General features: G+C 61.7%; 9 protein-coding genes and 1 tRNA gene. 7 read left to right on the forward strand and 3 right to left on the reverse strand.

All coding sequences use genetic code 11. From position 1 onward, the window contains the following. Positions 1 to 51: 51 nt before the first annotated feature. Positions 52 to 128: transfer RNA gene (locus HZC36_08340), tRNA-Ile, on the reverse strand. Positions 129 to 357: 229 nt separating this feature from the next. Between HZC36_08340 and HZC36_08345 the strand changes: the two genes are divergently transcribed. The 5 genes from HZC36_08345 to HZC36_08365 all read left to right on the forward strand — a co-directional run bounded on the left by HZC36_08345 (position 358) and on the right by HZC36_08365 (position 6,906). Beyond that, positions 358 to 2,112 (forward strand): PQQ-binding-like beta-propeller repeat protein, encoded by a 1,755-nt coding sequence (locus HZC36_08345; GenBank protein MBI5706983.1) that lies wholly within the window; start codon positions 358 to 360, stop codon positions 2,110 to 2,112. Between the two features lie 72 nt (positions 2,113 to 2,184). Then, on the forward strand, positions 2,185 to 3,186 hold the full coding sequence (gene dprA / locus HZC36_08350) for a DNA-protecting protein DprA (GenBank protein ID MBI5706984.1): 1,002 nt from the start codon (positions 2,185 to 2,187) through the stop codon (positions 3,184 to 3,186). Positions 3,187 to 3,193: 7 nt separating this feature from the next. After that, complete coding sequence (locus HZC36_08355; protein ID MBI5706985.1) at positions 3,194 to 4,255, forward strand: amidohydrolase family protein; 1,062 nt, start codon at positions 3,194 to 3,196, stop codon at positions 4,253 to 4,255. A gap of 15 nt (positions 4,256 to 4,270) precedes the next feature. Continuing rightward, the gene (locus HZC36_08360) at positions 4,271 to 6,112 is read left to right on the forward strand and encodes an APC family permease (GenBank protein ID MBI5706986.1); all 1,842 of its coding nucleotides are present in this window, start codon (positions 4,271 to 4,273) and stop codon (positions 6,110 to 6,112) included. Continuing rightward, on the forward strand, positions 6,109 to 6,906 hold the full coding sequence (locus tag HZC36_08365; GenBank protein MBI5706987.1) for a hypothetical protein: 798 nt from the start codon (positions 6,109 to 6,111) through the stop codon (positions 6,904 to 6,906). Before HZC36_08360 ends, HZC36_08365 begins: the two co-directional genes overlap by 4 nt. Before the next feature lie 130 nt (positions 6,907 to 7,036). Here HZC36_08365 and HZC36_08370 read toward each other — a convergent pair whose 3' ends face one another. Beyond that, complete coding sequence (locus HZC36_08370) at positions 7,037 to 8,245, reverse strand: hypothetical protein (protein ID MBI5706988.1); 1,209 nt, start codon at positions 8,243 to 8,245, stop codon at positions 7,037 to 7,039. Positions 8,246 to 8,399: 154 nt separating this feature from the next. On the opposite strand from HZC36_08370, the gene HZC36_08375 reads away from it, so the two are divergent. After that, the gene (locus HZC36_08375; protein MBI5706989.1) at positions 8,400 to 9,860 is read left to right on the forward strand and encodes a hypothetical protein; all 1,461 of its coding nucleotides are present in this window, start codon (positions 8,400 to 8,402) and stop codon (positions 9,858 to 9,860) included. Between the two features lie 102 nt (positions 9,861 to 9,962). Continuing rightward, on the forward strand, positions 9,963 to 11,237 hold the full coding sequence (locus HZC36_08380) for an aminotransferase class V-fold PLP-dependent enzyme (protein ID MBI5706990.1): 1,275 nt from the start codon (positions 9,963 to 9,965) through the stop codon (positions 11,235 to 11,237). 164 nt (positions 11,238 to 11,401) lie between these two features. Here HZC36_08380 and HZC36_08385 read toward each other — a convergent pair whose 3' ends face one another. Continuing rightward, positions 11,402 to 13,183, reverse strand: a complete 1,782-nt coding sequence (locus HZC36_08385) for a bifunctional anthranilate synthase component I family protein/class IV aminotransferase (GenBank protein ID MBI5706991.1) — start codon at positions 13,181 to 13,183, stop codon at positions 11,402 to 11,404. Positions 13,184 to 13,192: the final 9 nt, after the last annotated feature.

Below are 13,192 nucleotides of genomic sequence, written 5' to 3' on the forward strand. Positions count from 1 at the left end.
GGCCCGAAGCCCGGCTCTTGAGGATGTAGCAGTAAAACACCCAGAAAGTCCTGGTGGGCCCAACGAGATTCGAACTTGTGACCTCACCCTTATCAGGGGTGCGCTCTAACCAGCTGAGCTATGGGCCCATCCTACGGCCGCATGAACTGCGGCCCCGGCTCGAACAATCTGCGGGAGAGTCTCTCCGCGCCAGTTCGGGGTTCCAAAAGATACCACAAACTCGGCGTGACACTTCCACCATCCCACGCGTCCCAAACTATGCGGGCTCTCCTTGGTAGACAGGAGGGGCTCGATGTCGCTACAATTGAAGCGAAGCGCCAGATGCTTCTTGGTTAGCACCGAAGGATGGATCCAACCATGCGAATGTCGCACCTCTTGATGGCAACAACGGCGGCTCTTGGGTTAGTGGGCGCGGCCATGGCCCAATTCCCCGGACCCACACCCCTTGCTTGGCGGTGGGCTCACTCGACCCCCGTTTCACCCCTCGGAGCGCCGGTTGTCGAAGGCAATACCGTCTTCGTAGCGGTTGGCAACCGCATGTTCGCGCTCGATCGCGAGACAGGCAACCAGAAATGGCGCTATCCGCTCGTCGAGGGTGTTCCCGGCTATTTCCGCGCCGGCCCCGTGCTCATCGGGCGAACGCTCATGAACATCGCGGACAACAAAATCGTATACGCGGTCGATGCGGACACGGGAGCGCCCAAATGGAGTTACCCCTGCCCGACGTCGGTCACCGGCCAGCCGGTGGCTGCTGGGGGCAAATACGTCTTCCAAATGAGCGACAGTTCGCTCATGGCGCTGAACCCCGAGGACGGCTCTCCGTTCTGGAAGACGCCCTATCGCGTCTATGAAGGGCTGAATTCGGGAATCGCGGCAAAAGGCACGGACGTTTTCTACACCACCCAAGACGGGCAACTAGTGCAGTTCGACATCAACCTTAGGCAAGCCGGCTGGAAGAAGCGGTTCTCGGTGATCTATGCCGACACCTCGCCCGTCATCTTCGGCGACTACATTTATCTCAACAACGGTAGCTACTTCACCTGTCTTTCCGCGGTGAACGGCATGGCGCGCTGGGAGCAGAACACGGGGACGCAACTGGCGTTCTCGCCCGCCGTTTCCGACATCGGCGCGTTCACGCTGTCGATCAGTGGCCAGTGCTTCGTCTTTGACGCCCGAACCGGCGCCCCCAGGCGCTACAAGACGCCGGACGGTAAGACCAAGTCGGTTCTCGAGCTTGGCTCCACCCCGGTGGTAAGGCCCTCGATCATCGACAAGTTGTTCCTGGTCCCAACCTCCAACGGCGCGCTCAATTTTATCGACGCAGCCACCGGCGACATCGTTTGGAGCTACCTCGTTCGGCCGTTGACCAAGGGCCAGCCGGCGTCTTCGACCAACCTCGGCGGTCCCGGCGGTCCGGGAGGCCCGGGCGGCGGAGGTGACGCGCTGGGTGGCGGCGGAGGCCGAGGCGGCCTAGGCGGCGGAGGCGGCCAAGGCAACAACCGCGGCGGCCTGGGTGGCGGATTTGGCCAGGGAAACAACCGTGGCGGCCTGGGTGGCGGCGGACTCTTGGGAGGCGGCCAAGGCAACAACCAAACGGTGCAGCTCGCGGTACCGGCGTCGGGTCCTGGAACCCTTGTAGGCAAGACCCTTTACGTGCTTTGCCAGGACGGCAGCCTTTTGGCTTTCGATCCGGATGCCGGGGTCGACAAGACCGGCCCAACGGTCACGATGGCTTGGCCCACGCCCGGCGCCCAGGTTTCGAGCAACCCGCTGGAGATCATGTTCAAGATCGAAGATGAGTCCACGGGCGTCAAGGGTACGACGATCAAGATCACCGCCAATGGCCAACCTCTCGAATACGAATACGGCCGAGACGGCTATGCGATCGTGAAGCTCTCACGAGCCGCGAAGAACCAGCCTCTGGCCGACGGCCGCAAGACTCTCAATGTCACCGTGTCCGACTGGTACGGCAACGTGACGTCGGCAGACTTTGCGCTGACGATCGACAACGCCCTGCCTCCTCTACAAAAGCCGGCGGATAACCGCACAGGCGGTCCTGGCGGCGGTGGGCTTGGCGGCGGCGGCCGCGGCGGCCTTGGAGGCGATGGCTAAGGCCGGAGAGATTTGGCCGACAGCGTGCTGAACCCAGAGTTCGCTTTCTGGCAGTTGGCGGGAGCCTGTGAAATGGGTCCTGTCAAACTGGAAAGCGTGATGCGAAGCTTGGGGTCGAGGGGCTATCCCACCGACCCCAAGGCCTTTTTTGAGCACCGTTCAGACCTGACGGAGGCGGAACGCCACAAGCTCACGGATTCCAGCCTCAAGCGAGCATCCGACGCGGCAAAGGCGGGCGCTTGGTGCCTGCCTCGATCTCGGTTTGGTCCGAGGCTCTCTCATTCAAAGGTTCCGTGCGTGTTCGGGTGGGGTGATCGAACGTTGCTCGATGGGCCCATCGTTGCGATTGTGGGCACTCGAGGAGCCTCGGTGTATGGCCTTGCAGCGGCTCAGAAGTTCGCCGAAGCTCTGTCAGACTCGGGAGTCTGCATCGCCAGCGGCGGGGCGCTCGGGATCGATGCCTCGGCGCACGAGGCGGTCCTAAAGCAAGGGGGCAAGACCCTCGCCGTGATGCCTTGTGGGCTCGACGTGGCGTATCCGGCAGTTCACCGGCCGCTCTACAACCGCATCCGGGAAAGCGGTCTGCTGCTCTCGCAATTTGCATTTGGAGTGATGCCGCGCAAGGTGTCGTTTCTTGAGCGCAATCGGCTGATCGCCGCACTCTCCGACGGGGTGCTTATCGTGGAGGCGCCGGAGCATTCGGGTTCGCTTAGCGTGGCCCACGAGGCCGCCGAACTGGGGAAGCAGGTGTTCGTCGTGCCCGCGAATATCTCCATGCTGGGGTTTCGAGGATCCCATGCCTTGATCCGGTCTGGCGCGGCCCTCGTCGACCATCCCGACCAAATCCTCGCCGACTTGGGGATTGAGAGACGTCCTGCGAGCCGCACGTCGAAGCCCGATCCAGGTGGGCTCTCTTCGAAGATTCTCAAGGCGCTGACCGTAGAGCCGCAGTCTGCTGAGAAGATCGCGGCGGCATGTGGGCAGGAGGCGGGCGCGATTCTGGCGGAATTGACCATGCTGGAACTTGAGGGAACGGTCATCCGCGCTCCGGGCGGATACGCCCTCCGACCGTAAGATCGCCATGGCAGACCACTTCACCGCATTTGCCTACGGACCACAGGGCTGGGGCGTCTATGAGGTCGTTTTTGAGGCTGCAGGTCCCAGCATGGAGCCGACAACGAAAGCGCCCGAGCGTTGGCTTGCGCCGGGGTTCGTGGACCTTCACATTCACGGCGCATTTGGGATCGACTTCATGTCCTGCAGCTCTTCTGGCCTGGCGGCGCTCTGCGAAAAGCTCGCAGGGGTGGGCTATGAGGCATTCCTCCCCACGACCGTCTCGGCCTCGGCGGAGGAGGTGCGAAGGGCGCTCTCAAGCTGGACCAACCATCCGATGCTTCCGGGTTTTCACTTGGAAGGGCCCTTCATCAGCCCCCAGTTTCCAGGCGCTCAGCCTCCAGGGGCCATCATCGACCCTCCGATACCTGGCAGCGGCTGGGACGACGTGCTCGATGATTTCCGCCTGCGCTATGTGACCCTGGCCCCCGAACGCCCCGGCGCGGAAGCGCTGATCCGTCGGCTGGCCTCGCGAGGCGTCGTCGTGAGCATGGGCCACACGAATGCCACCGCTCTCGAAGCGAACAGGGGCATTGCCGAAGGCGCTCGCCACACCACACACACCTATAACGCCATGCGCCCGCTGCACCACCGTGAGCCCGGGGTCCTGGGCGTGGCGCTCACGGAGGGTGCGGTTCGGTGCGAGCTGATCTACGATCGGCTCCATGTGTCGAAGGAGGCTGCCGACCTCCTCCTGCGCGCCAAGGGGTCGGAAGGTGTGATCGCCGTCAGCGACGGAACCGCCGTCTCAGGGCTTGGCGACGGCCACAAGGCGGGCATGTGGGGCCACGACGTTGAGACGCGCAACGGTGGCGTCTATCTGGCCGGCAGCAGCACCCTTGCCGGAAGCGCCATCACCCTGCTGGACGCGTTTCGCAACCTATGGGAGGACTTCGGCGCGGAGACTGCGGTCCGGTGCTGTTGCCTGAATCCTCGCCTAGCCCTACCGGAACGGTCCGTTCCCAGGGTATATGTGGAGTTCGACCGTCGGAAAGAACTCGTGGCGATTCGCAGCGTTGCGGAACCGTGAGCTGACGGCGGCCCTATGTCTACCTACTCAAGGCTGAAAAAGGTCCTGATCGGAAAGCCGATTGCGACCAAGCACGCGCATCACGAGCGTCTCCCCAAGGTCTTTGGCCTTCCCGTCTTCGCCTCGGACGCGCTTTCTTCCGTGGCCTATGCCACCGAGGAAGTCCTGCTCGTGTTGGTGATGATGGGGGCCGTCGGCTTCTATCACCTGGTCTCGATCTCCGTCTGGCTCTGCATCCTGCTGGTGATCGTGGGGTTCAGCTACTACCAGACGATCCACGCCTATCCCCAGGGCGGCGGGACCTACATGGTCTCGACCGAGAACCTGGGTTCCAAAGCGGGCCGAATCGCGGGCTCAGCGCTGCTGATCGACTACATCCTCACGGTTGCGGTTTCCATATCATCGGCCGTTAGCTTTGTGGTGTCCGCCTTTCCAGACACCAAGCCTTACTCCGTCTGGATCGCCTGCGCGGCGATCGCATTACTCGCCATCGCCAACCTGCGCGGCGCCAAAGAGAGCGGAATTCTCTTTGCGATTCCTACCTACACCTTTGTCGTTTCGATCCTCGTGCTGGTGGCAGTCGGGCTCTTCAAGAGCGTCGGGGCGCCCCCAATTCCGCCTGATCCAGCCGAGTTTCCACAGCCCATACAAGCGGTCGGGTGGTTCCTAATGCTCCGGGCGTTCGCGGCGTCCTGTACGGCACTAACGGGTACCGAGGCCATCGCGGACGGTGTTCAAGCGTTCCGTCCTCCGGAGGCCAAGAATGCCAGCGCCACGCTCGCGATGATGGTGGGTCTGTTGCTGGCGATGTTCATCGGCATCTCATGGTGCGCCCAACATTTCGGCATCACTCCGATGCACATTGAAGAAGCGGGCTACAAGACGGTGGTCGCCCAGCTCGCCGAGAGGGTCTTCCCTAGTTGGCCGAGCTACTTCTATCTCGTTACGTCTGTGACGGCGCTGATCCTGTTTCTTGCCGCAAACACCGCTTTTGCCGACTTCCCAAGGCTCTCCAGCTTTATCGCGCGAGACGGGTACCTCCCCCGCCAGCTCATGAGCCTTGGAGACCGGCTCGTGTTCCAGAACGGCATCGTGACTCTGGCAGGCGCGGCGATGCTCTTGGTCATCATCTTCCGCGCCGAGACCCACGCCCTGATTCCGCTTTACGCACTCGGCGTGTTCATTTCATTCACCCTCAGCCAAGCGGGCATGGTTGCCCGGTGGTTCAAACGAACCCAGGGCGCATGGGCCAACTACCGGATGTGGGTGAGCCTGGTGGGGGCGATCACCACCGGCGTCGTCGCGGTCATCCTCGCAATCACGAAGTTTGCCGAGGGCGCCTGGCTGATTTTCGTCGCGATGGCGATCATGCTCACCTTCTTCTACCGGATTCGAAAGCACTACGAGTACCTTGCCGGGGAGTTGGGCCTGACCGAAACGGACTCGGTTCCCAAAATCCAGGGCACGGTCCTGCTGCTGGTTCCACGGCTCCACAAGGGGGTTCTTCAGGCTATTGGCTACGCCAAGTCGATGGCGAAGGACGTTCGCGCAGTCCACGTGATTCTCGACTCCAAGACCATCGAGGGCGTCCGCAGAGACTGGAACCGGTTCGGCTCCGACATACCACTGGTCATCCTCGAATCGCCCTATCGCTCGCTCATTGACCCGCTCATCGAGTACATCGACGAGACCATCGCCGAGGAGCCCAACGCCATCGTCACGGTGATCGTGCCCCAAGCTGTGCCAAAGCGCTGGTACCAGGGGCTGCTGCACAATAACGTCGCCGTGCCGCTCAAGATGGCCCTTAGCGCCCGCAAAAACGTCGTCATCACCAACGTGAGGTACTTCCTGAATTGATCGTCGAATCGTTTGAGGACGTCATCAACCTGTCGGGTTCCCTGAAGTACAACTTCTGGGACACCGTCCACACCGCGATCTCGCTGACGCTGAAGCGGCACTCGACCGGCGTGATCATTGATTGCTCCGGCATCACCGACTGCACTCACGAGGGCGCTGAGACCTTCCGAGACATTCTGGGATACATCCAGGAGCATGATGCCCGCGTCATTTGCGTCGCCGTGCCGGCCGGGGTTATGGAGGTGCTCAAAACCACCGCCGAGGTGCGCTCGCAGCTTCCTATCGCGGCGTCGGTCGAGGAGGCGCGCCATTCGTTGGACCTCCTGGCGAATACCCAAGAAGGCAAAAAGAAGCAGCCGTTTCAGGTGGAGGAATTGACCAAGATCGTGCTCTACCTGACGGGTGGAGAGCGGGACAAGATCGGCCTAGAGGCCGCCAAACGCATGGCTGGCGGGCTGCATGGGGAGGTGCTGCTGGTTTATGTGATCGCCGTGCCGCGAGAGCTGCCGCTCCAGGCGCCGCTGACCAAAGAAGAGGACTTGGCTCTCGCTGCCCTGCAGGCCGCCCAACAGAACCTGACGGCGAAGGGAGTCCCTCATCAGATCTTGGTTCATCGGGGGCGCGACATCGCCAGCTCGCTTGAGGACGTGATGGATGAGCAAAAGGGCGACGTGCTGCTGATCCCACTCTCTTCCGAGCCGTCGGAATCCGAAGCAGACCTCAAGCTGATCAAGAGCGCGCTGGCAAAGGTCTCGTCTCAGGTGGGGTTCATCCGCGCCCCGATGAAGAAATGATCGGGCATTCCTTTAGATTGCGATGAATTGTCGCCGCTTTTCGCAGGGCGGACTTGTCCGCCGTTTCCAGCTTCCCACATATTCGGATTGCAGCAACAGTGTGGCGCCGCCCGAACGGGCCGCTCACTACTCACTCCCAATAAATTGAGATCTTGGGCGGTGTGAAGAGGCTGAACCGCAGTCCTAAGGAATCAAACTCCGCTTCGACTGTACTCACTAGCTGGTCTTCGCCCCATCGGTAGATAACTCCGTCCCCTTTCAGGGGTGCCCTCGTCCAGACCGACTTCGAGAAGTCGGCGGACTTGGAAACTGCGGTCCAGAGCCATTTGTGTCGGGCGCCCTTTAGCTCAGCAGATCCGACAAACAAAGTTGTCGGCATCCTAAACTCGCCGGCGCAGCTCCTCGCAAACGCCGCGAGCGCATTCTCGGAGTTCTTATCGCCAGGGAAATCGTGGCCCTTGTTTGGCATCACCACGATGGCCTTTGGAGACTTGATTTTGCCCCAGTAGAGACCCGTCGCATCGACGGCCCAGAACGGGTCGCTCGAACCGATGACGTTGAGCACCGGCACCTTCAGCCGCCCAATCCGAGCATAGGGGTCCACCATCGCGACCAGCCGCTTACCAGGTTCCGTGTTCAGGATGTCCAGCAGCCCCTGATCCTTATAGGCTTCGTACATCGGGCTGTAATGCCCCCAGAGCTTCTGCTGGTGGGCAAGCTGGGCGGGGATGTTCAAGTTGTCGTAGATGAACGGTGCGATGCCGACGATACGCTTGTCTTGGACGGTCCCCAGCAGCCACGTCGTCCACCCGCGCTTGCTTTCTCCGGTGATGACGAACCTCTTGATCGGGTTGGGGAGCTTGGCGGAGTCCTTTTGGATCGCGTCCATGGCGCGAACTGCCGAGTTGGCCATCGGGAAGAGTAGGGGCCAGTTCTCGTCGCCCGTCCTCAAGTACTCGGCGAAGGTGTGGGCGACCAAATCGTCCTCCCATTTGTCCCAGATCGGCTGGTTGGGCACGTCGAAGAGGCTGAAGACCGGCAGTCCCGCCTTGTCGGCGATGCGCTTGGCCCACGCCTTGTCCTTTGAGTTTTGGGTCCCTCCCGTGATGGCGAGCACCGCGATGCCCCTATGGCGCAACTTGGAAGGAGTTGCCTCCGTGACGTCGTGATGCCACTCCTTGCCCTGCCACCTCTGGCTGGTGAGGGCAAGCCCTCCCGAACCCCTGGCCGCGCGAACCAAGGGGTGAGCCTGAATGTAGCGGTCCAGCGCCCCTTCAGGCTTCAAATCACCGGCGGCCAGGTTCGCAAGGAACGCCGCAGTCAGGGCCAGAACGGGCATGAGACGAACATACCCCGAACCTTCTGGGGAGAAGAACCAACCGAGAATTTCGTCCCGTCGTGCACATAGGTTGACATCCCAGCCAAAACCTGCAAGAATAGGGAAGTTCGCCTAAGACCGGCGGCTTTTTGGGCTGCAAGGAGGATATGCGTCTATGCGAAAGATAGCCAAAGTGGGGGCTCTCGTGGCCATGGCACTCAGTGCCGTTGCCGCATTCGGCTTCTACGATCAACAAATCCTGATTGAAAGGGCTTTGAACAGCCCGAATCTGACCGTTCGTTACAGTGGGGCCAAGGTGGCGCTCGTCGAGTTCAAACTGAATGGCGTCAGCCTGGGAACTCGCACCGTCAGCGCGGCCAAGACCGCTGGTGAGACCACGTTCAACCTGGATCTCGCCATGCTCTCCGATGGGGACAACCTCGTCGAAGTCCGACTGTACGATAAGGCCGGCAAACTGGTCGGCACCGAAACGTCCACGATCACGCAGGACGACGGCGCCGCGACCCAGGTGAGAATCACCTACCCCAAAATGGGCCAGACGGTCATGGGCGGGCTCGACATCAAGGTCGGCTTTGGCAAAGAGCTTCGCAACGCATATGTGAGCTTTTTCGTCGACAACCAGTTCAAGGCCATGACGAACTCGGCCCCGTTCAGCTTCTCGTGGGATACCACCCGAGAGGCCAACGGTTGGCATGAGATCGAAGCCATGCTGGTGGACGACTCCAGCACCACCTTCAAGACCAAGAAGGTCAAGGTCCTGGTGAACAACCCTGGCGGACAGACGCCTCGGCTCACAAACCCCGTCCAGCCGACAACGCCACCATCACAGCCTCCGACCACGGCTCCTAGCAAAACCGAGCCGCCGGTGGCCAAGGGCAACCCTTCTACGGCCGCTTCGACAGGAGCGACCAAGGCTGTCAGCGCCGTATCCAATCTGCTTCCTCCCACGCTCTCCGCGATCACCTCGCCGAACGGGATCAACCCGCAGACCGGTGACCGGGCTGGCGTGAAGTCGGGCAGCTACGGCCATCCCAGCGCGACGGGTACGCGGCTCGTGACCCCGACCACCCCGGGAGCGGTCAAGTCTGGCAGCGTTACGGCCAAGACGACGCCCTCCAAGATGGTCATCCAGATCTCGCCGTCCAAGACGACGGCCTCTGGCGCCAGCGCCGTGACCACCGTGCCGAACACGGTCTCGACGGCCGCCACCGGAGCCCCGGCTCGCATGAGCCTGGAGAAGGGCACCAAGATGCCGTTCAGCGGCAACTTCAAGATCTCGCTCAATGGCAGCCCCATCCGCTTCGACGTCCAGCCCCGCGTGCAAGACGGCGTGGCCATGGCGCCGGTACGCCACCTCCTTGAGGGCGCGGGCGGCACGGTGGACTGGGACAATCAACTGAAGATGGTGAAAGCTCTTGCCGATGGCAAGCCGATCACCCTCTCCATCGGCGACAAGATGGCGAAGGTCGGCGACAGCATGATCGAACTAGAGATCAGCCCGTTCCTCGAGAACGGCCGCACGATCATCCCGATCAGCTTCCTGCACGACACGTTCAAGGTGAACATCGAGGTTGATGCCAAGACCGGCATGGTCCTCATCACCCGCGCGAAGTAAAGCCTATCCTCCAATAACACACGGGCCGGATGCCACCAGGCACCCGGCCCGTTTTGTTGTGTCGTCAGAGGAGTGCCAACTGCTAGCGCCGAACCTTCATCCATGCTCTCACGCCGAGAAGTCCTTGCCATGGCCACGGTGGCCGGCGCCTATCGTAACGACACCCTGAACCTCGTCGAGCGGATCGTCGGCCGGTACGCCGCCAGACCCGAGGAGGCCGCGCAGGATGAGGCGTTCTGGACCCAGATCCAGGAGGCGTTCACCCTCGACCGGACGATGACCAACTTCAACAACGGCGGCTGCTGCCCGAGCCCGCGTGTGGTCGAGGAGACGCTCAAGCGCTACATCGACTACAGCAACCAGGCGCCGAGCTTTTATATGTGGCGGCACCTTGAGCCCGAGGTCGAATCGGTCCGCCGCCGTCTGGCCGGGGTGTTTGGCGTGGACGCCGAGGAGATCGCGATCACCCGAAATGCAAGCGAATCCTTGGAGACCTGCCTGCTTGGCTTCGACCTGGAGCCGGGCGACGAGATTCTGACCACCAACCTCGACTACCCGCGCATGATCACGACCATCAAGCAACGCGAGCGCCGCGACGGAGTGAGAATGGTGCAGGCCAAGATGCCGGTCGCCCCGCCGAAGCTCAGCGACCTGATCGATCCGATTCGCGCGGCGATCACGCCGAAAACCAAGGTCATCCTGGTCAGCCAGGTTTCGTTCTTGAACGGCCAGATCTTCCCGATCAAGGCGATCTGCCGCATGGGCAAGGAGCGCGGCATCCCGGTCATCGTGGACGGCGCGCATGCCTTCGCCCACCTCGACTTCACGCACAAGGACCTGGAGTGCGACTACTACGGGTCCAGCCTGCACAAGTGGCTGATGGCGCCCGTGGGTACGGGAATGCTCTATGTGAAGAAGGACAAGATCGAGAAGCTCTGGGGCATGTACGCTTGCGACGTCGCGCAGTCGAAAGACATCCGTAAATACGAAGAAATCGGCACGCATCCGGCGGCCAACCACAATGCCATCGCCGAGGCGATCACCTTCCACGAGTTGATCGGGCAGACGCGCAAGACCGCCCGCCTGCGCTACCTGAGGAGCCGCTGGGCCGACCGCATCAAGGAGCACCCGAAGGTTCGGTTCCACACCAACCTTCACCCAGAGCACTCCTGCGCGCTGACGACGGTGCAGATCGACGGCATCGAACCCGCCAAGTTGGCTGAATGGCTGTGGGAGAAGCACCGCATCTTCGTGACCGGTATCGGACATGAGTCGTTCAACGGAATCCGGGTCACACCGAACGTATACACAACGTTACAGGAGATCGATCGGTTCGCCGACGCGATGTTGAAAGCTGCGCGCGAGGGGATTGGCTGAGGTGGGATTGTGCGCCACCGGCTGCATGAGGAGGCGCCCAAACGTCCCATCGAAACCTTTTTCGAAGGCTGCGCGAACAGGAATGTTCGCGGACCTTGTGCGAACGTGGACGTTCGCGTTCCGTCTCGTCTCTGCGCAGTCCCAACGATGCAAAGGGACGCCTCCTATGCAGAGTGTTGGGTGCAAGGCAAAGCGTCTCTTACATGTTTCAGTGGAATCGGTTCACTCTTTCCCCGAACAGAGTTGAAGAACTGAACGGCCGTTTCTGGGCTGAGTCGATCAAGCCGGATCACGGCTTCTGACAGAGCGCCGGACGCGATGAGCTCGGAGCGCAAGACCCCCGGGATCGCACCTGAGCCGATAGGAGGGGTCAACCAAGCACCGTCAATGAAAACGGCGACGTTGGAGATCGTGCCATCGGCAAGCTCGCCGCGCGAGTTCGGCAGGAGTACTTCGTCGCAGTCCGGATGCTCCGTCCTGGCCCAGTCATAGGAGTCCCTGCGGTCGGTCTTGTGGCGGGTCCAGAGGGTGTCGGCATCGAGCCGCTGGGAGGCTACCGCGACCCGCAGTGGCCGATCCACGGGCCACGGAACAAACGGCCGGGCCGCGATTTCCAGCTTTCCGGCAGTGTCAATCGCCAGTCGAACAACTTGCTCCTCAGCATCAAAGCCGGCCGTCGCCGCCAGCAGAGTCTCGCGGATCATCTCTTCCCGCAAGGGCCAATCGAAGTAAGTCGCTGAACCAAGCAGGCGGGCAAGATGACCTTCGAGCATCGCGTAGCCTTCGTCTCGCGACCACTTGAGGGTCTCGATCAGCCTGAAATCGGGCAGCGATGAAATCAGGACGGCCGCTTTGGTTTGAGTCTCTTTGAGTTCGAGTTCGGGTTGAGAGTCCCAAACGATTCCCCCGCCAACGCCGTATTCCCAGTTCCCTGTTGCCTTGTCCAATACGGCGGTTCGTATGGCAACTCCAAACCTGGCCCGGCGTCCCGGTCCCACGACACCGATGCATCCCGAATAGATTCCGCGCGGCGAGGACTCGAGCTCGCGGATGATCTCCATCGTGCGGCGTTTCGGCGCGCCCGTCATCGAGGCCGCAGGGAAGAGCGCCCTGAAGATCTCGGCGAGCGAAGCATGGGTCGTGGCCTCGGCGGTCGAGGTCATCTGGTGGAGCGTCGCAAATCGCTCGATCCTGAAGGGTTCGACCACACGGACGGACCCGATGTTGGCGATCTTGCCGAGGTCGTTGCGCGCCATGTCCAGGATCATCAGGTTCTCGGCGCGGTCCTTTACCGAGTTGAAGAGCGCTTCAGCCAGGATGGCGTCCTCCCTTGAGTCGAGCCCTCGGGGAGCGGTGCCCTTCATCGGACGGGTGCGGATCGCGTTTCCCTCGAGTTCGAAAAAGAGCTCAGGAGAGGCGCAGCAGATGGCAAGGTGGCTGGTTTCAAGGTACGCCGCGAAAGCCGTTCGCCGACATTCCGACATGTTTCGAAACAGGTCTGCCGGGAGTGTACGGTCTTCGGAATGCAGCCGCAAGGTGAAGTTCACCTGGTAGGTGTCTCCAGCGGCGATGAGACCGCGGATTCGCCTGATGGCGGCGGCGTGTTGCTCGGGTTCGGTGTCTGGAAGCCAATTCAGGGGGGCCTTAGGGCCAGGATTCCCGATGGGCAATTCGGCAGAATCCATCCAGCCTTCGTAAACCCCAAAGTGAACCAGCGGGAGGTTTGGCTTCGGGGGGTAGGTGACAAGAGCAGGGCTTAGGGTCGAGGCGGCTTCATACGCTACCCAGCCCACGCATGCCAGGCCCTCGTTCGCCGCCAATTCAACCTGCTCGAGGACCTCGCGCACCTCGCAAGCCGAAGTCGCCGAGAGGGTCCGCTGCAGCCCCAGATAGCGCCGCCAGACGAGCTGGCCTCCTGACTCAACCCTCAAGATCGCCTCGCGCATTGAGGGGAA

The organism is Armatimonadota bacterium, from assembly GCA_016223145.1.
Classification (GTDB): Bacteria; Armatimonadota; Fimbriimonadia; order Fimbriimonadales; family Fimbriimonadaceae; genus Nitrosymbiomonas.